This is a genomic window from Maribacter aquimaris (assembly GCF_014596745.1).
In the GTDB taxonomy this organism is placed as follows: domain Bacteria; phylum Bacteroidota; class Bacteroidia; order Flavobacteriales; family Flavobacteriaceae; genus Maribacter_A; species Maribacter_A aquimaris.
This window is the reverse complement of the sequence record NZ_JABTCF010000009.1, coordinates 203,473-227,442: the sequence shown is the minus strand read 5'-3', so window position 1 is coordinate 227,442 and position 23,970 is coordinate 203,473. Positions and strand designations below refer to the sequence as shown.

Below are 23,970 nucleotides of genomic sequence, written 5' to 3'. Positions count from 1 at the left end.
GATGACCAGAATGCAGGTGAGGTTACTTTCGATGATAGTACCGCATCACTTGGCGAAACCGATGTACAGGGTGCAATCGAAGCCCTGGCAAGTGCAACCGATAATGACACCCAGTATACGGCAGGAAATGGATTGAACCTAGATGGAAGTAATGAGTTCACGGCTGTAGCCAGTCCGGATGCTGACAATGCATTGGATGTACGTGCCAATGGTATATACGCCACGGACACGAACACGGAATACACGGCAGGCAACGGATTGAACCTAGATGGCAGTAACGAGTTCACGGCAGTGGTAGACCCGGCAGCGAACAATGCACTTAGTGTAAGTGGTAGTGGTCTTCTTGCAACTGATGACCAGAATGCAGGTGAGGTTACTTTCGATGATAGTACCGCATCACTTGGCGAAACGGATGTACAGGGGGCAATCGAGGCACTGGCAAGTGCAACCGATAATGACACCCAGTATACGGCAGGCAACGGATTGAACCTAGATGGAAGCAACGAGTTCACGGCAGTAGTAGACCCGGCAGCGAACAATGCACTTAGCGTTAGTGCTAGTGGTCTTTACGCTACAGATACAGATGACCAGAATGCAGGCGAGGTTGCTTTCGATGATAGTACCGCATCACTTGGCGAAACCGATGTACAGGGAGCAATCGAGGCACTGGCAAGTGCAACCGATAATGATACCCAGTATACGGCAGGCAATGGATTGAACCTAGATGGAAGTAACGAGTTCACGGCTGTAGCCAGTCCAGATGCTAATAACGCATTGGATGTACGTACCAATGGTATATACGCCACGGACACGAATACGGAATACACCGCAGGCAACGGCTTGAATTTAGATGGAAGTAATGAATTTACAGCGGTAGTCGACCCAGCAGCGAACAATGCACTTAGCGTTAGTGCTAGTGGTCTTTACGCTACAGATACAGATGACCAGAATGCAGGCGAGGTTGCTTTCGATGATAGTACCGCATCACTTGGTGAAACGGATGTACAGGGAGCAATCGAAGCACTGGCAGGTGCAACCGATAATGATACCCAGTATACGGCAGGCAACGGATTGAACCTAGATGGAAGTAACGAGTTCACGGCGGTAGTCGACCCGGCAGCGAACAACGCGCTTAGTGTAAGTGGTAGTGGTCTTCTTGCAACTGATGACCAGAATGCAGGCGAGGTTGCTTTCGATGATAGTACCGCATCACTTGGCGAAACCAATGTACAGGGGGCAATCGAAGCGCTGGCAAGTGCAACCGATAATGACACCCAGTATACGGCAGGAAATGGATTGAACCTAGATGGAAGTAACGAGTTCACGGCAGTAGCCAGTCCAGATGCTAACAATGCATTGGATGTACGAGCCAATGGTATATACGCCACGGACACGAATACGGAATACACGGCAGGCAACGGATTGAATTTAGATGGAAGTAATGAATTTACAGCGGTAGTCGACCCGGCAGCGAACAATGCACTTAGTGTAAGCGGCAGTGGTCTTTACGCTACAGATACAGATGACCAGAATGCAGGTGAGGTTGCTTTCGATGATAGTACCGCATCACTTGGCGAAACGGATGTACAGGGGGCAATCGAGGCACTGGCAAGTGCAACCGATAATGACACCCAGTATACGGCAGGCAATGGATTGAGCCTAGATGGAAGTAACGAGTTCACGGCTGTAGTCGACCCGGCAGCGAACAATGCACTTAGTGTAAGCGGCAGTGGTCTTTACGCTACAGATACAGATGACCAGAATGCAGGTGAGGTTGCTTTCGATGATAGTACCGCATCACTTGGCGAAACGGATGTACAGGGGGCAATCGAGGCACTGGCAAGTGCAACCGATAATGACACCCAGTATACGGCAGGAAATGGATTGAGCCTAGATGGAAGTAACGAGTTCACGGCTGTAGCTAGTCCGGATGCTGACAATGCATTGGATGTACGTGCCAATGGTATATACGCCACGGACACGAATACGGAATACACGGCTGGAAATGGATTGAACCTAGATGGAAGTAACGAGTTCACGGCAGTAGCCAGTCCAGATGCTAACAATGCATTGGATGTACGAGCCAATGGTATATACGCCACGGACACGAATACGGAATACACGGCAGGTAACGGATTGAACCTAGATGGAAGTAACGAGTTCACGGCAGTAGCCAGTCCAGATGCTAACAATGCATTGGATGTACGTGCCAATGGTATATACGCCACGGACACGAACACGGAATACACGGCAGGCAACGGATTGAACCTAGATGGCAGTAACGAGTTCACGGCAGTAGTAGACCCAGCCGCGAACAATGCACTTAGTGTAAGTGGTAGTGGTCTGCTTGCAACTGATGACCAGAATGCAGGTGAGGTTACTTTCGATGATAGTACCGCATCACTTGGCGAAACCGATGTACAGGGGGCAATCGAGGCCCTGGCAAGTGCAACCGATAATGACACCCAGTATACAGCGGGCAACGGATTGAACCTAGATGGAAGTAACGAGTTCACGGCTGTAGCCAGTCCAGATGCTAATAACGCATTGGATGTACGTGCCAATGGTATATACGCCACGGACACGAATACGGAATACACGGCAGGCAACGGATTGAACCTGGATGGAAGTAACGAGTTCACGGCAGTGGTAGACCCGGCAGCGAACAATGCGCTTAGTGTAAGTGGCAGTGGTCTGCTTGCAACTGATGACCAGAATTCCGACGAAGTTAATAATGTAGCATCATCCATTGATTTAAATGGGGATTCAACAGTAGATGCGGCGGATATCATTGATGTTGATGGTGATGGTGTTGTTGATTCGACCGTACAGGATGTTATCGAGGCTATTACCCCGATTACCTCCAAAGCGGCCAGAATTTTCTACCCACCATCAATTGCAGTAGATGCTTCATCAGTAGTTTCAGGGGCAACCATTGATTTGTATCAACAATATTTAGATCAATACGGCATGACCTTACCTTCCTCTGCGAAAAGTACAAGTGCACCTGCAGCAATACCTACGTATACTAGGGCTGAGCTCTATTATTATGTTACGTATTATGATCCAACGGTGTTTAGTAATGTAAATATTAGTGATACAGGGGTAATGACCTATAATGTGGATGCACCTCCAGCTGATTATAATTCATTGATCAATGTGGTATTTGTAGTTAAATAATTAATAAACAATGGCCCTTATCAGTTTGAAGCTCACACCTACATATAAAAAACTAATCCTCAGTATTGTTTTTACACTACTGGGGGTCGTTGTGTCCAATGCACAGTTTTTATTACAGGCTCCCAATAGTACGGATGAACATAATTACCGATGGTACGAGGCGTCTGACACTTCCACTGTATTGGGAACGGATTTCTTTTATGAGGTAACGGCACCTGGTATTTATTTTGCAACTTATGACGGTACTCTTTGTGGTTCCAATGCATCCGGTTATTTTATTGTAACCCATTGTAGTTCCCCAGATAATGAGGTTACCTTGGATATTTCTGCCAATGTGGATTTATCTTCTGGAGCAACCTTGGGATGGAGTCCCTCCGTGACAGGGGATCAAACGCATCCGACGGTCATGGCAACACAAAGCGTTACCCGCTATACAGCAACGGTTACCAAGGCGGGGAATAGCTTTGATCTTCCCAACTTTACCGTAGTATGCCTTGATCAAGCCGCAAATTTGGTTGATGATATGGTAACCACCGATGAGGATGTTCCTTTAGTAGTGGATATCTATTCAAATGATTCCGACTTACCTACTACCGGTACATTAACGACGACCAATCCTACGAATGGGGTTGTGGTCATTGATGATAACGGAACGCCAAACAATCCGTCAGATGATAGTGTGACCTATACCCCAAATCCCGACTATAATGGTCCGGATTCTTTTGATTACACCGTTTGTAATTCTTCAGGGGATTGTAGTACGGCAACAGTTGCCATCGATGTCTTGCCTATTGTGGATGCTATTGATGATGCGGTCGCTACGGAAGAGGATACACCAATCGATATTTATATTCTGGCCAATGACAATGACATTCCAATAATAGGGGCTTTCACCACGTCAAATCCGTCTAATGGAATCGTGGTCCATAATAATAATGCTACCCCCGACAATCCATCGGATGATAGTGTAACCTACACCCCCGACAACGGATTTGTGGGTAACGACACCTTTACCTATACCTTATGTGATGCTGCCTTAAATTGCAGTACGGCCACGGTGACCATCGTAGTTTCAAACGCATTGGATTTGGATTCGGATAATGATGGCATCGTTGATAGTTTTGAGGATTTGGATTTGGACGGCGATGGGGATCCATCAACAAATCCGACCGATAGTGATGGGGATGGCTTTCCCGACTATTTGGATATAGATAGTGATAATGATGGTATTCCCGACAATGTCGAGGCACAGACCACGGAGGGTTATATTCCTCCAAGTTTGATTGATGCCAATGCCAACGGATTGGACGATGCTTATGAAGTAGGTGGTTTAGGATTGTTCCCTGTAGATACCGATGGCGATAGTTTACCCGATTATTTGGATGATGATAGTGATAATGATAATATTCCTGACGCTATTGAAGGCCATGACTACGACCATGATGGTATTGCCGATGTCGTCTTGATTGGTTCCGACAAGGATAATGATGGATTGGATGACAATTATGAGGGAGATGCTGCCATTGATTATGATGTTAATGATAAATACAATGATCCTTACATGGATCTGCCAAATACCGATGGCGATAATGAATCGGATTATCGGGATACTAATGATGACGATGATACATTCATGACCATCGATGAGGATTTGAATGGTGATGGTGATTATTCCAATGATGATAACGATGGTAATGGAATCCCAGATTACCTTGAGCCGAATGTTCCTGAAGAGGAAGTGGAAGTATTCAATGTTCTAACTCCAAATGGAGATGGTGTTCATGATGTCTTGGTTATAGGTGGATTGCAGAATTACCCTGATAATTCCCTTAAGATCTACAATAGATGGGGCGTTTTGGTCTATACCACAAGGGCTTATAATACGAATGGTAATGTTTTTGACGGCACGTCCGAAGGAAGGGTTACTGTTGAAAAAGACAACAAATTGCCAGTAGGAACCTATTTCTATATCCTTGATTATGTAGATGTAACCGGCAAGACCATTACACTTTCAGGGTACATTTATATTAACAGATAATGATTATGATGAATCACATAATAGGTGTTGTAAAAAAGATAGGGCTTCTAGGTGTTCTAGGGTTTGTCCTTTTGTTCTTGTCAACAGGGGTACAGGCGCAGCAAGATGCCCAATATACACAATACATGTACAATACAGTAAGTGTGAATCCGGCATATGCGGGTTCCAGGGGGCATTTGAGTTTGGCGGCATTGCACAGATCGCAATGGGTGGGACTCGACGGTGCACCGAAGACCCAAACCTTGAATATACACTCCCCTATAGGTTATAATGGGGTAGGATTAGGGGTTTCTATTGTAAATGATGAAATAGGACCAACATCCGAAACCTATTTGGATGTGGACTTTTCGTATACCGTAAAAACCTCGGACGAAGGGAAGTTGAGTTTTGGAATAAAGGCCAGTGGCCATTTGTTGGACATCCGATTTTCAGAGCTTAATCAATTTGCGCCCGATCAAACCTTGGAACAGGATATAGATAATAAGTTTTCGCCAAATTTTGGTGCTGGTGTATACTATCATACAGATAAGTTCTATGCAGGTTTATCGGTGCCAAGATTTTTGCAGACATCGCATTTTGAGGAATCCTCTTTATCCACGGCCAAAGAACAGATGAATTTTTATTTGATTACAGGTTATGTCTTTGATATGAACCCGAATTTGAAATTTAAACCTACCATCCTTTCAAAAATGGTTCAAGGGGCACCCTTGCAGGTTGACCTTTCGGCCAACTTTATGCTCAATGATAAGTTTATTCTTGGTGGGGCTTATCGATGGGATGCCGCTTTCAGTGGTATGTTCGGTTTTTACTTGAATGAATCTTTCCTAATAGGAATGGCCTATGACCGTGAGGTAACCGAATTAGGTAATGCAGCCTTTAATGACGGATCCTTTGAAATCATTCTAAGATACGACTTCATAAAGACCAAAGGCTATGTAAAATCACCTAGGTTCTTCTAACCATTTGCCAAGTATTCCTTCGTATCCTTATTTTTTATATCAGGCTTAACTTAAAAGTTGGGTAAAGGTCTTATTTTTACAGTATGAAGGAAGAAGAAGTCATTCTTGTAAATACCCAAGACGAGCAAATTGGCACCATGCCCAAAATGGAAGCGCATGAAAAAGCGCAATTGCATAGGGCGTTTTCTGTATTTATCATGAATGATTATGGGGAAACCATGCTGCAACAAAGGGCAGCGCACAAATATCATTCGCCCTTGCTTTGGACAAATACCTGTTGTAGCCATCAAAGGGTGGGTGAAACCAATATCGAGGCTGGTCGAAGAAGGTTACAGGAAGAAATGGGATTCACCGCCGACTTGAAAGAACTTTTTTCCTTTATCTATAAAGCACCCTTTGATAACGGCCTTACCGAGCACGAATTGGATCATGTGATGATAGGTTCCTATAATGGAAGCCCTGAAATCAATCCGGAAGAGGTTGCGGATTTCAAATGGATGAAACCAGAGGATATCCAAAAGGATATCGCTGAAAATCCAGAACAATATACGGTTTGGTTTAAGATTATTTTCGAAAAATTCTTTGATCATTTAATACACAACATGACCCATGAAAGTTAAGGTAAGCAGAAAAGCTCATTTCAATGCGGCGCACCGCTTGTTTCGACCAGGTTGGGACGATGCCAAAAATAGTGCGGTTTTTGGGAAATGCAATAATCCCAATTATCACGGCCATAATTATGATTTGGTTGTAAGTGTTTATGGAGAGATTGATAAGGAAACCGGTTTTGTAATGGACATGAAACGCTTAAAGGCATTGATCAAGGATAAAATCGAGGATGTCTTAGACCATAAGAACCTAAATGTTGAAGTACCGGAATTCAAGAATTTGAATCCGACCGCTGAGAATATTGCGGTATTTATTTGGAATAAACTAAGGCCACATATCGATGCTTCCAAGGACTTGGAGGTTGTACTATATGAAACACCGAGGAATTTTGTAACCTATTCAGGGGAATGATCGAGGATCTAATCAAATTGAAATATATATAATTATTATGAATTTATATCCATTTAAGTTTCAACCCATATTAAAGGAACGTCTTTGGGGTGGTACGAAGTTAAAAGAAGTATTGGGAAAACCCATTGAAAGTGAAATAACAGGTGAAAGTTGGGAGCTTTCGGCGGTGGAAGGCGATATTTCCACAGTGGGCAATGGGCCATTGGCCGGGACGTCACTACAGCAAATTATCGATCAAGATCCAGAAGGGTTGTTGGGTAAGGATGTTTTTGAGCGCTTTGGAAAGGATTTTCCCATATTGATTAAGTTTATCGATGCCAAACAAGATCTTTCCATACAATTGCATCCAAACGATGAATTGGCAAAAAAACGACATAATTCCTTTGGTAAGACAGAGATGTGGTATGTTATGGATGCGGACCCAGGAGCTAACCTTATCGTTGGTTTCAACAATGATGTGACCAAGGAGGAGTACTCAAAAAGTTTGGAAAACGATACCCTATTGGATTTACTGAACTACGAACAGGTCAAGGAGGGGGATACCTTTTTTATTAATACTGGTAAAATACATGCGATAGGTGCGGGAGTACTTTTGGCTGAAATCCAACAAACTTCGGATATTACCTATCGTGTTTTTGATTTTAATAGAAGGGATAAAAATGGGAATTTGAGGGAGTTGCATACCGATTTGGCCTTGGACGCCATGGATTATGCCAAAAAGGATGATTTTAAGGTCAGTTATGACACACAGAAGGACGCCGTTAATACCATGGTGGATTGTCCTTATTTCAAAACCAACTTTATGAACCTTGATAAGGATTTAAGTCTTGATGTTACGAACAGGTCTTCATTTACCATCTTGATGTGTGTTGGAGGTTCGGCAGCGGTAATTACCGAGGCAGGATCTGTAAAGATCCAGAAAGGGGAAACCGTTTTGGTTCCTGCAAATTCGACGAACATTTCAATACAAACAGAGAGCGTTAAATTGTTGGAAGTTACCGTTTAAGCTAAATAAATTTGTTTCGGTAAACGAGTAGCGGGTAAAAACTGTATTTTTGCAAAAAAATAATTAGATAATGGCAAGTATTAGAGATTTAAAAAAAGATATAAATTTTGTTTTGGGGGATATTATTGAAGCAGTGTACATTGTTGATGCTGCCAATAATAAATCAGACTCCAAGGAAGGCGCTAAGATTATTGACAATGCCATCGAGACTTTTGATGAACTGATTGTTAAAGTGAATAATAAGAAGGTTGACAATAGAAAAGCACATTTAAATGCGGTTCGTCAAGAATTGGAGAAAAAGGCTACTGACTTGGTTGACCAATTGAACAAATTACAATAGGTTATAGCAATATTGGATAAAAAAAGCATCCCGCCTTGGCGGGATGCTTTTTTTTATTTCTTCTTTTTTCTAAGTTCCAAAAAATTCTGGAGTGCTTTTCCATATTTTGAAGCGGCCACTTCAGGAGTCAATGAGTTGTTGATGGAATCCAGATACTTAATGTTGGCATCGGATACTTCTGTCAAGGCGATATAGGGTGCTATATAGGAATCCTTATTGTTCAAGGCGAAGTTTAAAGCGAATGCATACCCTCTTTGGATATTCTTATGCGAAAGCTTTTCTATTGAATCGAGTTGTTCGGGAGTCAAGGCAACTTCCCGGTTTGCGGTTTCTTGAAGTATTTCCAGACTTCGTTTGTTGAACCTCGTCATCGTTTTACGGTATTCCTCCATTTTTTTTTGTGTTGCCGAACCTTCGATCTTGGCATTGGTATCAAAGGTGTCCCATTTGGTATTTATGGTAATATTCCCGGGTTCGCCAAAAAAACTGATTCTGTCATTAATGTCATTATGGTCCTCTTTGTTAAGGTACAGATAGAAAATCTCCGGACTTTCAAGTTTTGCTTTGAATGCAAAACTACCTTCCCCGTCCACTTCTAGAGAATCGATGGTTACCAAGGTAGAATCAGGAACATGCTGTAAGTATAATGTGCCTTTCTTAAGACCCTTCACATTACCGGTTACGAACATCGTGTCGGAGGTATCTTCACTACAGGAAATCAATAATAGGGTCATACAACCCAAAAAGAATAAATGTTTCATTTATAAGGAATTTCAAAGACGATTGTTTCCGCCTAATTTGGATACTTCAATTATGGGGCAAATATCAATAAAATTTTTGAGTTTGTACATTCCCTTCTACCCACATTTGTTCAAAGGCATGACATTTTATCCATTAAACGCCGGTTTTGGATTATACGTTGGCGGCGATTTCCATGAGAAGTCCACAAATATAGGCTCCAGCGGTACCTACTACATACCCTAATACCGCCAATAATATACCTACGGATGTTAAAGAAGGATGAAATTCCGCAGCCACGATAGGGGCAGAGGCAGCTCCCCCCACATTGGCCTGACTCCCTACCGCGAGGAAGAAAAATGGGGCCTTGATCATCTTGGCCACCAAAATAAGTAAGCCTGCATGAATGGATATCCATATGATACCAACGGCAATCAGCCCTGGATTCTCCAAGAACCTTCCCAAATCCATTTTCATACCTATGGTAGCCACAAGGATATAAATGAATACGCTACCGATTTTACTGGCTCCGGCCCCTTCGTAATTCTTGGCTTTGGTGAAGGACAATAAAATACCCGCGGCAGTGGCAAAAACTACCATCCATAAAAATTTAGAACCCAAGGAAGAAAGGGCCTTGTCCTTGTTTCTTATGACTTCGAATGTGTTTTCCAAAAACACGGCGAAATGCTCGGCTAAAAAATGGGATAATCCGACAGCGAAAAAGGCTAGGCACAGCATCATTATATAATCGTGTAAGGTCGTAACCCTGGTAATCTTTTCGGTATGTGCCGATACTTTTGCCTTTAAGGTTTCGATTGAGGAGTTATCGGCTTTCAACCATTTATCGATCTTATCGGATCTGCCTATGCCAAATAATATAATGGCCATCCAGATATTGGCAACAACAATATCGATAAGAACCATGTCCCCGAATTTTTTCGGGTTAAATTGAAATACTTCCAACATGGCGGCTTGGTTGGCACCCCCACCGATCCAACTACCGGCAATGGTGGTCAAGCCACGCCAAACAGCATCAAAGCCTACACCGCCTACCGTTTCAGGGGAAAAAATTGATACGATTAAAATAGCGATCGGACCTCCTATGATAATACCTACTGTACCCGTTAAGAACATGATCAGTGCTTTTGAACCGAGGTTCAGAATGGCCTTCAGGTCAATGCTCAACGTCATTAAGACCAGTGCCGCAGGGAGTAAATAGCGACTGGCAATATAATATAGGTTCGAGTGTTCTTCAGAGATAATACCTGTGCTGGTGAGTATCGCTGGCAGCATATAACACATCAAAAGTGTCGGGATGACCGTATAGAATTTTTTCCAGAATCCTTTTTTCAGGGATGACGTATAGAAAACGAAACCTAAGCAAAGGCTTAATAGTCCAAAAATTATGGTGTCTTCAGAAAGTGGGAGTTGGTGCATTGTTGGTTGAATATAGTATTGGGTTCAAATATAGTTAAATCTTGAAATTTTGCTTCAAAAAATGGGCTACCCCGTTTTGGGTGTTTGCCAATGTTGTGTGGTCGGCAATGGTTTTCACCTCCTTACGGGCATTGCCCATGGCTATACCACAATCGACTAGCTCTAGCATTTCCGCATCATTGTAATTATCCCCAAAAGCAATAATATCCTTAAGTGTATGGGAGTTTTTGATCAATAACGCTATGGCCGATAGTTTTGAAACGGTTTTAGGACTCACCTCGATCAAAGTATCGTTGGAACGATATATATTCATGATATGGGAATAATCTGCCTTGAGTTTCGGTGCTATGCGCTCAATGGTTTCAAAAGTACCCATAAGCATTATTTTATGTGCCCCGATTTTTCGTTTTTTCCAATCCTTGAGTGTCTTTGAATTTTTTTGGTATACGGGTACGGTCTTGGTATTATTGATTTCTTTGGTCACCCGTTCCGAGTTTTCTTCAACATACCATTCATCCTTAAAATACAGTCCTAGTTTTATATCATGTTCGATACAGAGTTCATATAACGATTCCAGAGGTTCAATATCGATAATGGAGGAGTGTATTTCTTTTTGCCCATCGAGTACCAATGCACCATTGTAGCATATAATGGGCTCGTGTTCAATGCCTAGGTCTTTTTGTATGTATCGCATTGACTTGGGCATTCTGGCCGAGACCAAGATGATTTTGGTCGTTGGTTTTATTCGTTGGATTTCTGAAATGGTAAAATCGGAAACGTCACTTTTCGTGGATAGCAGGGTGCCATCCAAATCGGAACATAAAATCTTATGGTTCATTTTATATATTTAGCCAGTAGGAAAACTTTTGGTTTATTGATCGCATTCTTGGTGCAAAAGTATTGACAAAATAGTTATCATTAAACACCAAGTCCAAATCAGATAGGGGGCAAACCTCCATTGCAACCTGGTATTGAGTCCAGAATTGTCCTGTTGCACATTGTTATAGCTCATAGAGGCCCCATATGCCGTTTCGTTATTGGCAGCTTCCTTATGCTATGATTCTTGTATTTTCATACTTATTTTGAAGGAACACCAAAGAACGGTGGTTATGATTTGGTACGGAATTTTTTAACTTTCTTTTTATTAGGATTCTTAAAAAGACGTTTAAAAAAACCATCCCGCTTAATGGGTTCACAATCCAATATCCGTAAAACAGAAGGATCGGTTTTCGGAAATCGGGCTTTAGTGATTCCATTGAATGCAGCATCGCGATTCAATTTCTGGTACCATAAGGCGAATAAGGGGAGTGCGGCGTTGGCCCCTTGACCAAGGCTCGTGTTCTTAAAGCCGATTTCGTGATTGTCCAGACCTACCCAACTCACGTGTACCAATTTTGGTGTAATGGCCACGAACCAGGCATCCTTATTGTTTTGGGTAGTACCGGTTTTGCCGGCAATATCATTTTTTAACTTATAGGTTGTACGAATGCGGGATGCTGTTCCTTGATCAATGGTTGATTTCATCATTTCCAGCATCATTTCACCTGTTTTTTTTGAAAAGGCACTTGTTTTCGCCTTTTTGGGTGTAAAACGGACCAAAATTGAATCGTTTTGATCCCTTATGCTTTCTATGTAGAATGGTTCTGCCCCTTTTCCGTTATTCACAAAACTCGTGTAAATCGTAGCAAGTTCACTAACATAAAGTTCCCCTGTACCCAAGGCTAGCGAGGGTTGTTTGGGAAGTTCCGAGTATACGCCCATTTTTTGGGCCTGTTCTATGACTTTATCGATACCGGTTTTTTCTAAAACCTTTACGGCTACCGTGTTCACGGAATGGCTCAAGGCCATTTCCATCGAATAGTTGAGGTAGGCCTCATCTTTATTATTGGAGTTGCTGGGAGACCACCCTTTTAAATTCTCATACGCCACCTCTTGGGCCGGAAAATAAGTGCATGGAGGTATACCCGATTCAAGTGCGGTCGTATAAACAATAGGTTTAAAAGTAGACCCTACCTGTCTTTTGCTTTGTGCTATATGGTCATATTTAAAATGTTTGTAATTGATACCCCCAATCCATGTTTTTACGGCCCCTGTTCTCGGATCCATGGATAGGGAACCGGTATTAAGGAATTTCATATAGTGTTGTACGCTATCCATGGTACTGGCTTTTACTGTTTTTTCGCCAGACCAGTCGCCTAATGTCATTGTTCGCTTCTTGCGAAGGGAATCCATGATTCTTGTGTCATCCCATCCGAGTTTCTTTAATTTTTGGTAGGGTTCTGTTCGCTTTACCAATTTGCTTATCAGTCCTTTATTCCTTAACCAAGGGGCATTTTTTCCATAGCTCTTTTCGAACTTTTCTTGAAGAGAAGTCATATGGTGGGCCATTGTTTCTTCTGCCAGTTGTTGCATTTTGGAGTCTAACGTCGTATACACCTTTAACCCCGAGGTATATAGATTGTAGTTCTTGCCATTTTTGTTTTGTATAGTGCACCATTCACGAAGTTTTTTTCGCACCTCTTCCCTAAAATAAGGGGCTAAGCCTTCATCGTGTTCAAATTCGCGATAATTCAGTTTTAGGGGAATGGCGGAAAGACTATCCTTTTCTTTGGCATCGAGAAAACCGTTGTTCACCATAGATTGCAATACGAGATTTCTCCTTTCCATACTTTTTTGGGGGAATAATCTTGGATTATAGCTATGGGTGGCTTTCAGCGTACCGATCAAGGTTGCCCCTTCCTCTATGGTCAGTTCGCTGGTAGTTGTGTTGAAAAACTTGAGTGCCGCACTTTCAATACCAAAGGTATTGCCACCAAAAGACACGGTGTTTAAATAGTGTGTCAGTATTTCGTCCTTGGTAAAGAGACTTTCCAAACGTTGGGCAATAATCATTTCTTTTACCTTATCTACCACAAGGTGCGTTTGGTTACGGTCTTTACGGGGATATAGGTTCTTGGCCAATTGTTGTGTTAGGGTGCTCCCCCCTCCTGAGGATCGGTCTTGCATCAGAATCGTCTTAATGGCCACGCGCAGCAGACTTTGGTAGTCAATACCGGAATGTTCGTAAAATCGTTCATCTTCTATAGCGGTCAGGGCATTGCGTACATGCTCGGGGATATTTTTAAATGGAATGGGCTGCTGGTCGTTCAAATAATATTTGCCGATCAGCACGCTATCGGCGGTATAGACCTCTGAAGCCCTATTGTAATGAAAAGTGGAAAGCTCGTTTTTACTCGGTATCTTACCCCAGAGTCCAATGCGGACACTCAAAATAAAAACAAACAATAGTAAGCTAATTCCCAGAAGCACTTTTAAGGCAAACCGGGCAAAACCTTTTTTTCTTTTTTTTCTTTTCCTTTTAACCAAATCCGTGAATTTTAAGGATGCAATATCAAACTAAAAAATGAAAACGGACTAAGAGTTAACAATAGATTAAAAAGCTTTTTCTAATTTTGGAATAAATAAACCTCATGAAAAAAATAGTTCTACTGATACTTTTGGTAAGTCAGATGTCCTTCGGGAATGCACCCTATTGGTCCAAAACCGGTCACAGGGTCATTGGGGAAGTCGCCCAAGAGGAGTTATCGGGAAAGGCAAAACGCGCTATCCATAAACTATTGGATGGGAAAAGCCTGTCCGCTATCTCAAATTTTGCCGATGAAATAAAAGCCGATAGCCGTTATCGGGAATTCAGTGCCTGGCATTATGTGAATGTTCCCCCAGGTAAGGATTATAAAGATATCGAACCCAATACATATGGTGATCTGGTAACGGGTATTCGCAAGTGTGTTGAGGTTGTCGGAAACAAGAAAAACCCCAAGGAAGATCGTGTCTTTTATTTAAAGATGTTGGTGCATCTGGTAGGGGACCTTCATCAACCTATGCATGTAGGTCGTCTAGAGGATAAGGGAGGCAATGATATACAGGTGCAATGGTTTGGCAGGGGCAGTAATTTACATAGGGTATGGGATTCGAATATGATCGATGACTATGGATTAAGTTTTACTGAATTGGCCAATACGCTTCCTAGTCTCGACAAGAAAGCTAGAAGGAAGATCCAAGCGGGGGAAGTACTTGATTGGGTAAAGGAATCACAGGAAATTGCTGATAAGTTATATGATTCTGTTGAAATTGGCGAGAAACTTTCTTATCGTTATAGCTATGATTGGTGGGGTACTGTAGAGTCCCAACTCCATAAGGGAGGCTTGCGATTAGCAAAAGTATTGAACGATATTTTTAAGTAGAAAGGGTGTTTGATGTATTCTTTTATACGGATTTAAGAGTTATGTTTTCTTATTAGCTTATAAAACAGGCAGTTAGTCGAAAAATAATACTTTGGCATAGGGTTTGAAGTTATCTTTATGTAGTTGCGCATGAGGAGATTAGTACAGTTACCCGAATGCTAAAGGCAGTGCTTGACTTCGAAGAAGGGTATAAAAAAAACCGGTATTTAACCGGTTTTTTTTATTTCAATACCCTAAAAGTCAGGTTGATCCGTTCGTCAATGGGTTTAGTGGTCTTCGGCACTTGATGTTGCCAATAGTGCTGTGTCTTTCCTTTCATCAATAATAAACTCCCATGTTCCAATAGTAATGTATGTTTTAAGGATTTGTCTTTTTTGTGCCGTAAATGAAAAATACGTTCCTGTCCTAAACTTATTGAGGCGATAACCGGGTTTTGTCCGAGTTCCTTTTCATCATCGGAATGCCAACCATTGCTATCGCGCCCATTTCTATAAAAGTTCAATAGACAGGTATTGAACCTAGTGCGGGTAAGATCTTCCAATAAACTGTTGATTTCCCCTAAATTTTCCGTAAATGGTTTAGGCCGCATTACAATGTTCGAATAGGAGTATTTCTTATCCCCACTACCATATAATGCCGTCAATCTTGGTTGGGGGTATACTTTCCCATAAACCTTAATGTCGTCCTGTTGCCATGGGGTGGTATCTTTAAGATAATCAAAAAGGACCGCTGCTTTTTGTGAATCGATAAATCCGGGATAATAAGTGATATCCGCATCGATCAGGTTCAAAAGTAGGGGCCCTGCCGACATTATTGAAAGACCGCCTTTAATTGGTTGCGATAGGCAGAAGGGTTTTGTCCTGTGAATGTCTTGAATGATTTGTTGAAATGTGAAAAATTGTTGAATCCACATTCGAAGCATACCTCGGTGATACTCATTGGTTGTTCCGCCAAGAGTTTGGAGGCATGTACCAGACGATATTCATTGACAAATTGAACAAAGGTCTTATTGGTTATCTTTTTAAAGTACCTACAGAAAGAAGGTATGGTCATGTTGACCATATCCGATATTTCCTTAAGGGTAATTTCTTCCTTGAAATTATTCTTGACATAATTGAATACAATATTGATACGGTCATTGTCCTTGATATCGGCTTCAAGTGAAAAACCGTGTGCATTCAATATCCTGAATTCCTCGGTGCTGCCGAGTCCATGAAGAATATCCAGAATTGAAATCAATCGTTCAAAATTGGATTTGTATTCCAGGGCTTCCATTTTTTTGCCCAAATATTGTTTTGTCTCCCCAAAGAAAACAACGCCACCTCTCGCGATTTCAAAAAGGTTTTGGACTTTCTTCATTTCGGGGATCTTAAAAAAATCCTCCCCTAGAAAATCCTCCTTCATCTGAATTACGGTTTCCCTTCTGTTCCCGGTTAACTTATCGGTAAACCCACAATGAGGTAAATTACTAGGTACCATTAAAAGTGTACCGTTGGTATAATACGAAAGGTTGCTACCAATCTGTCTTTTACCTGCCCCTCCATTCACGTATACCAATTCTATTTCGGGGTGGTAGTGCCACTTATTGTTTTTATTGTTGGTTTCGGCATCGAATTTCTGGTACATAAAAGAATGTCCAAAATTGGGTTCAATGACTTCAAAAGTAGGTTTCTGATTTAGCATATCTATTTATTTCCTCGTGCAAAGTTACTAAGGCTTTAAATGACCGAACTTTGTAAAATTGCCTCAATTCTGTGCAAAATTACCACTTAACAATTAATTAACCTAGCTATGTGTTAAAATAACATATAAATTGGAAAATCTTGATGTAGTGGGTGGGGTAAAGCGGTCGTAAGTTTGCCTTGTAATTAGTTACTAAGCGAAAAAGAAAAAGAAGATTGACCATTAACCCTAAAAATTGAAATGTTATGAAAGCTATTAAGAAAATTACCCTAAGCGCGGCCTTTTTATTGATTACAGCCTTTGGCATGGCGAACGAGATGGATTTGAGAATCATCTCTAATAATGAGGACAAATCCTTGGTTTTCCGCTATGAAAACCTAACCACTGATGCATCATTACGATTTATTGACGGACAAGGAAATGTTATTTTTTCCGAAAATTTAAAAGATAAATCGGCATACTTGAAAAGGTTTAACCTTAACAGCCTATCCACAGGTACATATTTCCTTACCGTGGAAGATGCCATAAAGGAGACAGAGTATACCATTGCCATTGAGGATGCCAATATTTCCATTGAGAACAAGTCAGAGAAGAACAAACCGGTTTTCAGGACCATTGAGGATATGGTATATGTTAACTATTTGAACTTGGAAAAAGCCGAGGTTGAAATCAAGGTTTATGATGAGAGCGACAGAGTGGTCTTCAATGAAGTAATCAACCGTGATGATATCATCGAGAGGGCCTTCAATTTTAAGCAAGCATATAAAGGTATCTATATCATCAAAGTAAAAAAGAATGATGAAACCTATTACGAAGAAATTAATGTTGATTAAGTTAGTTTTATCTATCTAGGAGAAAGAAGGGGGCATTTGCCCTCTTTTTTCATTTTTATAAGTTGCATAAGTACCTGTAAATTACGATGGAAGAAAAAAGTAGTATTCCATATAGCGATTCTTTCCTTAGACCAGGGAGGTCCCGGTTTTATCAGGTCATTGGGTTTGAAATGTCAATCCTCTGAATATTTTTTGTCTAGATTGAAATCCTATTTTCCGTTCGCTGTCGATTTAGTTGGATGGAACAACATGGAACTTGGCCAGCGGATTGGGTGGCATAGTACTATTTTAAGAACAAGGCAATCAACGATTTAAGAATCAATCTTTGTAAAATTGCCTTAAATATGTGCTAAATTACCACTTAACAATTTATTAACCTTAGTGGATGGTAAAATACCATATAAATTGGAAAATCTTGATGTAGTAGGGGGTGTTAAGCGGTCGTAAGTTTGCCCTGTATTTAGTTACAAAGCGAAAAAGAAAATTGACCATTAACCCTAAAAATTACAATGTTATGAAAGCAATTAAGAAAATTACCCTAAGCGCGGCCTTTTTGTTTATTTCAGCCTTTGGTATGGCCAATGAGATGGATTTGAGAATCATCGCTGACAATGCGGACAAATCCTTGGTTTTCCGCTATGAAAACCTAGCCACCGATGCATCATTAAGATTCATTGACGGAGAAGGTAATGTCATTTTTACTGAAAATTTAGAAGATAAATCAGCATATGTAAAAAGGTTTAATCTTAACAGCCTATCCACCGGCACATATTTTCTTACCGTGGAAGATGCCCTTAAGGAAACAGCATATACCATTACCATTGAGGATATCAATATATCCATCGAGAACAAATCAGTGAAGAACAAACCGGTTTTCAAGAAAGTTGACGATATGGTATATATTAACATGTTGAACTTGAAAAGGGACAAGGTTGAGATTAAGGTTTATGATGATAGTGATAGGGTTGTCTTTACTGAAGTATCAGAGGATGCTGACGTTGTTGAGAAGGCCTTCAACTTCAAAAAAGCCTATAAAGGTCATTACACGATCAAGGTAAAAAAGAATAATGAAATATATTACGAAGGAATTAATGTTGATTAAGTTAGTTTAGTTTTATCTAGGAGAAAGAAGAGGGCATTAGCCCTCTTTTTTCATTTATATACTTCTACTAGACCAGATAACTATAGGCCCAATACATAAGAACAAATTGAAGGGGTATTCTTAGGATTAGTATCCATTGGGGTATACCTGCCGAGGCTTTTTCACTGCTAAGCATGTAGAAATGTACCCATAGAAAAACGACCAACATGGTAATAATCCCGTAAAGGCAATATTCTTTAGAGAAAGTGAAACAAAGTCCTAAACCAAGAAGTATCTCGGCCAAACCGCTTAGTCCGACCAATAGTTTGGGCCAAGGAAGATATCTTGGCATAATACGAAAGTAGATTTTTGGACGGATAAAATGCATGATACCTGCAATGATATACATTGAAGCCATGATAAAAAGATGCCACGAAACCTCCATATTGTTTTGATTACTGACCCATGAACTAAAGGTACCTTTTTAAACGTTCGCGTTTATAATCGGGTAGCGCATTATTTTCTACTGCTAGTCTAACAAGATCTGGGTCTTTTTGCTTTGCATAAATAAGTTGATAATACTGCTGTACGGTAAGCGGGTTTTCTGATTTTTCAACTAGTGTTAAAGTATCATTTTCAATTACTTTTCCCGATTCAAGTATCCGTACATAAGTCCCAGGATGGCCGTGGTCAATATACTGTCTCAGTATTTCTTGGGTACCAAAGCGAATCCCAAGCTTGTAGCAAGGTTCCCTAGGCTGCGAAACCTGAACCAATGCGAAACCAATACGATAGATATCCCCAATACGGATTTTGGCCTCATCTAGCCCTTCAATGGTTAGGTTTTCACCGAACATACCCCAATTCCATTCCAATTGGGGATATTTGCCTTTCCAATACGCATATTGGTCGGCCGAAAACAGATAGCAGGCTTTGTTGGAACCTCCATGATGTTTTCGGTCAATTACCGTATCGTTTTCAACATCTGTCCCGCCCAATACTATGGCTTCTTCCGTCGGATATTTGTAAATTCCGGTCAGCTCTTCTTTTCCATTCCACAAAATGGTCGTGGGTTTTCCAATATTGGTGGCGATTACCTTCATTGTATAAATATAAAAAAACCACGATGGTTGGGCCGTGGTTTATATAAGATATTTTCGGTTGATGATCTATCAATCTTCTTGATCCAATCTTTTGGTGATAAAGAATCCGATCAAGAGTCCGGTGCCTGCTAAAAGAAAAATGGTTCCGGGCATGGCATAATTTGAATTTCCAGCAAGATTGTTCTGTAAAATACCGCCAAGTACGATACCCCCGCCGATGCCCATTAATAAAAGGGCCAGATTCAAGATTAGGATTTTCCATACAGGAGCGGCCTTTTCTTTTTGTCCCTTTACAAAAATACTTGCCTCGGCCCCTTTCTCTATAAGGGCCAATCGTTCTTTGTTCCGTGTGGAAAAATAAAGATAAGCAATACCGAAAATGACAATGAATAAACTGATGAAAATAAATACGGGTCCTACCATGATTTGATTGTTTTTTATACTGAAACCGCTTCAGTATGGATTGATTAATAAACTCGTTCATGGTGTAAGACGTGGTATTTTTGATAGCGGTTACACGAATTGGTGTTTTTTTTATACTTTATGTAACCAATACAGGAAGATGAGCGTCATATGCGGTAGATGAACCTTGAACTAGACCAACCTTTAATAAATAGGACCCGAAAGGGAGATATGGAGGCTTTCACGATTTTGGTGGATCGTTACAAAGCTATGGTTTTTACCTTGGCCATGCGGATGGTTAAAAATAGGGAAGAGGCAGAGGAAATTGCCCAGGATACCTTCTTGAAAGCGTATAATGGATTAAAAGGGTTTAAAGGTGGCTCCAAATTTTCAACATGGTTGTATAAAATAGCGTATTATCGAAGCTTGGACTATATTAAAAAGTCCGGGAGAAGCATTGAAACTGTACATATTGATACTATTTTCGGTACAAAATTAGCCGATGAAAGCAATGTGGTCGACCATTTGGAACAGATTGAAAAAAAGGAAGCTATAAAGGATGCGATACGATTGTTGCCAGGGGATGATGGTGTCTTGATTACATTGTATTATTACGAAGAACTTACCTTACGGGAAATTTCTGGGGTAATGGACATTAGTGGGGATAACGTCAAAGTAAAGTTGCACCGGGCAAGAAAACGCCTAATGCAACTCCTGATTGCGAAATTGGAACCAGAAACATTACAGGATTATGCAAAGTAAAAAAAGCATGGACAAAATAAAGTTTGATGGGTTTGTTCGGAAGAACATAAAGGAAGATGGTTTGGAACAGCCATCCTTGAATTTTACCAACGCCATACGTTCCAAAATTGAGGAAGAAAAAAAGGCAAAACAAATTTTGGTTTATACGCCTTTGATAAAAAGTGGGGTTTGGTATGCAATGGGCGCAATCCTGATAGGAGGAATAGGGGTGGTTTTTTATGGGGGCAATGTGGTGAAATCCAACTGGTGGCCAGAAAAGATACTGGAACAATGGTCGAAAGTGGATCTAAGTAATAGTATCCCCGAGTTCCCAGTTTCCGATATTTATGTCTATGCCTTTGTTGGTTTGGCTTTTTTTGTATGCTTACAGATTGTTGTCTTAAAAGCACACTTTGCCAAGCATTATTTATAAGACAGTAATTTTGACTATTGGTAGCATAACAAAAGCGCCCTGACAATGGTGGTCAAGGCGCTTTTTGTTCTTTTGGTCCTACACTACATGTAGAATAAATGGATCTCTAGGGTCTTATCTCCCGATAACATAAAAACAGATTTTTTATAATTCGGTATTCCTTTGTGGTTGTTCGAATTACCTACACCTTCCTTAGGCATTCCGAACCAATTTGTCTTAAGTTCATCATTATCATCCTCATCATGAAAAACCATAACCGCATACTCCCCATGGGGTAGATCCAAATCGATTTGGGCTTCACCATTTTTAATAGATGTTAAGCCTTTTTTGAATGCTTTGTCCACATCACTGGGAAAACCCGCCTTACTGGAAAATACGGTATAAAGTATTTTCCCTTTTTCGGACTGAATGCCATCTATCTTAATATTGAGATGTGCCTCTTGGCCAAATGAATAGCACCCCAAAAGGAGTGCTATTGCTATTATATAATTCTTCATCTTTCGACTGGGTTTGGCCAAATGTAGCCAAACTATTTGACCATATCGTAACTCCTCTTTATAAAATTGGTCAATTCCTCACCTTTAAGCAATCCTTTGGATAGTCTTGCCAAGTCCAGTGATTGGTTGATCAAACGTTCACGTTTTTTCGCGGTTTTGGTATTTAGAATCTCACCGACAAGTTCGTTATTGGTATTGACGATCAGATTGTACATCTCCGGCATATTACCCATTCCGAACATACCGCCTCCACCGCTTTGTTGCATTTCCTTCATTCTTCGCATAAACTCTGGTTCCGTAATTATAAAGGGTGCGGAATCACTGTCCATGGCTTCCAATTGAATGGTGTAACCTTTGTCGGTAATAACCTCTTCCAATTTGGTTTTAAGACTCTCTTTCTCTTCGTCGGAAAGTTTGGAAATCTGGGCCTCGTCCTTTTTGATCAAATTGTCCAAATGGTCGGCATCAACACGGGCAAAGGAAATGTTCTCTTTTGAGGTTTCCAATTTTTGCATCAAGTGCGAAATTATTGGGGAGTCCATCAACAGCACTTCATAACCTTTGTTTTTTGCAGCTTCAATATAACTGTGTTGCGCTTCCTTATCAGAGGCGTATAGCACAACCAATTTATCATCCTTATCGGTTTGTTTGTCCTTAAGGGCCTCCTTCATTTCGTCAAAAGTGTAGAACTTACCATCAACCGTAGGGAAAAGGGCAAATTTGTCAGCTTTTTCAAAAAATTTCTCTTCGGAAAGCATCCCGTATTCAATAACGATTTTAATGTCATTCCATTTCGACTCGAATTCTTCCCGATTGTTTTTAAAGAGCGAACTTAGTTTATCGGCTACTTTACGGGTGATATACGATGATATTTTCTTAACCGCACCATCGGCCTGTAAATAGGAACGTGATACATTCAAAGGAATATCCGGAGAATCAATGACACCACGTAACATGGTTAGGAACTCAGGCACAATGCCCTCGACGTTATCGGTAACGAAGACTTGGTTTTGATACAGCTGTATCTTGTCCCTTTGTACACTCAGGTCATTCGTCAATTTTGGAAAGTATAGGATTCCCGTAAGATTGAACGGATAATCCACATTTAAGTGGATGTGGAACAAAGGTTCCTCGAATTGCATGGGATAAAGCTCCCTATAGAAACTATTATAATCCTCATCCTTTAAATCGGCGGGTTGTTTGGTCCATGCCGGAGTAGGGTTGTTGATGATGTTATCGACCTCCTGGGTTGGGGCGGGATCTTCTTCCTTGGCGCCTTCCGGTTTTGGAAGGGTTTCTGTCTTTGTTCCGAATTTAATCGGAATAGGCATGAATTTATTGTACTTGGTCAATAGCTCGGTAATTCTTCCCTCTTCCAAAAATTCAGTTGAATCATCGGCAATGTGAAGTACAATCTCGGTTCCCCGATCTTCTTTTTCACTCTTTTCAATTGAAAATTCAGGGGATCCGTCACATGACCAATGAACAGCAGGTTCATCCTTAAAACTCTTGGTGATGATCTCTACCTTGTCGGCCACCATAAAAGCGGAGTAAAAACCAAGTCCAAAATGTCCTATGATACCTGCATCCTTACCGGCATCCTTATATTTATCCAAAAACTCCTCTGCACCGGAAAAGGCAACCTCATTGATGTATTTCTTGATTTCCTCTTCGGTCATCCCGAGTCCTTGGTCAATAATATGAAGCTTTTTACCTTCTTTGTCAACCTTGATCTCAATGAGGGGATTCCCGTATTCGACCTTAGCCTCCCCAATGGAGGAAAGGTGTTTTAATTTAAGGGTCGCATCAGTGGCATTTGAAATTAGTTCACGAAGGAATATCTCATGATCACTGTATAAAAACTTCTTTATTAAAGGAAATATGTTGTCTACTGAAACATTGATTTTGCCTGTTGCCATTTTTTTTCATTTAAAATTACAGTAGTGCACTGTCAAATAAAATACCATAATGCCCAACAGTGACAAACTGACATAGTTTGACAACTAAATGGGGCAAGAGAAACTTTAACAATAATTTTTGTTTAACAAAAACGATTAATGATTAAACAAGTGTTATCTTTGTAGTGATTGGGAAAGGACTTGCTATGAAAAAGTCAATTTAATCCAATTGCATTATATTTAAATGGTTAGGTGGTTGGAGACGTGCTTTCTTGGGAAAGCACGTTTTTCCAAAAGGTTTTAACCTGAAAACCTAATCCATTTCCACAAATAAAAA

23 protein-coding genes are annotated in these 23,970 nt (G+C 40.8%); 12 read left to right on the top strand and 11 right to left on the bottom strand.

Annotation, left to right across the window (positions count from 1 at the left end; all coding sequences use genetic code 11):
• The 7 genes from HPE56_RS14650 to HPE56_RS14620 all read left to right on the top strand — a co-directional run.
• The coding region (locus tag HPE56_RS14650; protein WP_188244502.1) for a beta strand repeat-containing protein at positions 1-3,180 on the top strand (3,180 nt) is incomplete at its 5' end.
• A 10-nt stretch (positions 3,181-3,190) separates the two neighbouring features.
• Positions 3,191-5,218, top strand: coding sequence for a T9SS type B sorting domain-containing protein (locus tag HPE56_RS14645; protein ID WP_188244501.1), 2,028 nt, complete (start codon positions 3,191-3,193; stop codon positions 5,216-5,218).
• 5 nt (positions 5,219-5,223) lie between these two features.
• The gene (locus HPE56_RS14640) at positions 5,224-6,177 is read left to right on the top strand and encodes a PorP/SprF family type IX secretion system membrane protein (protein WP_188244500.1); all 954 of its coding nucleotides are present in this window, start codon (positions 5,224-5,226) and stop codon (positions 6,175-6,177) included.
• Positions 6,178-6,260: 83 nt separating this feature from the next.
• Complete coding sequence (gene idi / locus HPE56_RS14635) at positions 6,261-6,797, top strand: isopentenyl-diphosphate Delta-isomerase (RefSeq protein ID WP_188244499.1); 537 nt, start codon at positions 6,261-6,263, stop codon at positions 6,795-6,797.
• Positions 6,787-7,197 (top strand): 6-pyruvoyl trahydropterin synthase family protein, encoded by a 411-nt coding sequence (locus HPE56_RS14630; protein ID WP_188244498.1) that lies wholly within the window; start codon positions 6,787-6,789, stop codon positions 7,195-7,197. The genes idi and HPE56_RS14630 overlap by 11 nt, the downstream gene beginning before the upstream one ends.
• A gap of 37 nt (positions 7,198-7,234) precedes the next feature.
• Positions 7,235-8,203, top strand: a complete 969-nt coding sequence (locus HPE56_RS14625; protein ID WP_188244497.1) for a type I phosphomannose isomerase catalytic subunit — start codon at positions 7,235-7,237, stop codon at positions 8,201-8,203.
• 70 nt (positions 8,204-8,273) lie between these two features.
• Complete coding sequence (locus HPE56_RS14620) at positions 8,274-8,543, top strand: hypothetical protein (protein WP_188244496.1); 270 nt, start codon at positions 8,274-8,276, stop codon at positions 8,541-8,543.
• A gap of 53 nt (positions 8,544-8,596) precedes the next feature.
• Here HPE56_RS14620 and HPE56_RS14615 read toward each other — a convergent pair whose 3' ends face one another.
• From HPE56_RS14615 to HPE56_RS14600, 4 genes are all read right to left on the bottom strand, one after another.
• A complete protein-coding gene (locus tag HPE56_RS14615; protein WP_188244495.1) occupies positions 8,597-9,304 on the bottom strand; it encodes a DUF4369 domain-containing protein in 708 nt (235 codons plus the stop codon).
• A gap of 151 nt (positions 9,305-9,455) precedes the next feature.
• Positions 9,456-10,718, bottom strand: a complete 1,263-nt coding sequence (locus HPE56_RS14610; RefSeq protein ID WP_188244494.1) for a DUF819 family protein — start codon at positions 10,716-10,718, stop codon at positions 9,456-9,458.
• A 34-nt stretch (positions 10,719-10,752) separates the two neighbouring features.
• Complete coding sequence (locus HPE56_RS14605; protein WP_188244493.1) at positions 10,753-11,556, bottom strand: HAD family hydrolase; 804 nt, start codon at positions 11,554-11,556, stop codon at positions 10,753-10,755.
• 269 nt (positions 11,557-11,825) lie between these two features.
• The gene (locus HPE56_RS14600; RefSeq protein ID WP_188244492.1) at positions 11,826-14,084 is read right to left on the bottom strand and encodes a transglycosylase domain-containing protein; all 2,259 of its coding nucleotides are present in this window, start codon (positions 14,082-14,084) and stop codon (positions 11,826-11,828) included.
• 104 nt (positions 14,085-14,188) lie between these two features.
• On the opposite strand from HPE56_RS14600, the gene HPE56_RS14595 reads away from it, so the two are divergent.
• Positions 14,189-14,962: a S1/P1 nuclease gene (locus HPE56_RS14595; protein ID WP_188244491.1), complete on the top strand. Its 774-nt coding sequence runs from the start codon at positions 14,189-14,191 to the stop codon at positions 14,960-14,962.
• Positions 14,963-15,182: 220 nt separating this feature from the next.
• Here HPE56_RS14595 and HPE56_RS14590 read toward each other — a convergent pair whose 3' ends face one another.
• A complete protein-coding gene (locus HPE56_RS14590) occupies positions 15,183-15,773 on the bottom strand; it encodes an alpha-ketoglutarate-dependent dioxygenase AlkB family protein (protein ID WP_188244490.1) in 591 nt (196 codons plus the stop codon).
• Positions 15,773-16,645: an AraC family transcriptional regulator gene (locus tag HPE56_RS14585; RefSeq protein ID WP_109649695.1), complete on the bottom strand. Its 873-nt coding sequence runs from the start codon at positions 16,643-16,645 to the stop codon at positions 15,773-15,775. The genes HPE56_RS14590 and HPE56_RS14585 overlap by 1 nt, the downstream gene beginning before the upstream one ends.
• A gap of 245 nt (positions 16,646-16,890) precedes the next feature.
• On the opposite strand from HPE56_RS14585, the gene HPE56_RS14580 reads away from it, so the two are divergent.
• Positions 16,891-17,478, top strand: a complete 588-nt coding sequence (locus tag HPE56_RS14580; RefSeq protein ID WP_188244489.1) for a hypothetical protein — start codon at positions 16,891-16,893, stop codon at positions 17,476-17,478.
• 514 nt (positions 17,479-17,992) lie between these two features.
• Positions 17,993-18,580, top strand: a complete 588-nt coding sequence (locus HPE56_RS14575; protein ID WP_188244488.1) for a hypothetical protein — start codon at positions 17,993-17,995, stop codon at positions 18,578-18,580.
• Between the two features lie 67 nt (positions 18,581-18,647).
• Here HPE56_RS14575 and HPE56_RS14570 read toward each other — a convergent pair whose 3' ends face one another.
• The 3 genes from HPE56_RS14570 to HPE56_RS14560 form a co-directional block, all read right to left on the bottom strand.
• On the bottom strand, positions 18,648-19,004 hold the full coding sequence (locus tag HPE56_RS14570) for a DoxX family protein (RefSeq protein WP_188244487.1): 357 nt from the start codon (positions 19,002-19,004) through the stop codon (positions 18,648-18,650).
• Positions 19,005-19,029: 25 nt separating this feature from the next.
• The gene (locus HPE56_RS14565; protein WP_188244486.1) at positions 19,030-19,662 is read right to left on the bottom strand and encodes an MOSC domain-containing protein; all 633 of its coding nucleotides are present in this window, start codon (positions 19,660-19,662) and stop codon (positions 19,030-19,032) included.
• A 69-nt stretch (positions 19,663-19,731) separates the two neighbouring features.
• Positions 19,732-20,085, bottom strand: a complete 354-nt coding sequence (locus HPE56_RS14560; RefSeq protein WP_188244485.1) for a DUF6249 domain-containing protein — start codon at positions 20,083-20,085, stop codon at positions 19,732-19,734.
• A gap of 159 nt (positions 20,086-20,244) precedes the next feature.
• Here HPE56_RS14560 and HPE56_RS14555 point away from each other — a divergent pair, with 159 nt between their 5' ends.
• On the top strand, positions 20,245-20,826 hold the full coding sequence (locus HPE56_RS14555; RefSeq protein ID WP_188244484.1) for an RNA polymerase sigma factor: 582 nt from the start codon (positions 20,245-20,247) through the stop codon (positions 20,824-20,826).
• 7 nt (positions 20,827-20,833) lie between these two features.
• A complete protein-coding gene (locus tag HPE56_RS14550; RefSeq protein ID WP_188244483.1) occupies positions 20,834-21,238 on the top strand; it encodes a hypothetical protein in 405 nt (134 codons plus the stop codon).
• A gap of 83 nt (positions 21,239-21,321) precedes the next feature.
• Here the strand turns inward: HPE56_RS14550 and HPE56_RS14545 are convergent, their stop codons facing one another.
• Positions 21,322-21,735 carry a DUF2141 domain-containing protein gene (locus HPE56_RS14545; RefSeq protein WP_188244482.1) on the bottom strand — a complete coding sequence of 138 codons (414 nt, stop codon included), beginning with the start codon at positions 21,733-21,735 and terminating at the stop codon, positions 21,322-21,324.
• A gap of 32 nt (positions 21,736-21,767) precedes the next feature.
• Positions 21,768-23,654 carry a molecular chaperone HtpG gene (htpG, locus tag HPE56_RS14540; protein ID WP_188244481.1) on the bottom strand — a complete coding sequence of 629 codons (1,887 nt, stop codon included), beginning with the start codon at positions 23,652-23,654 and terminating at the stop codon, positions 21,768-21,770.
• Positions 23,655-23,970 lie beyond the last annotated feature (316 nt).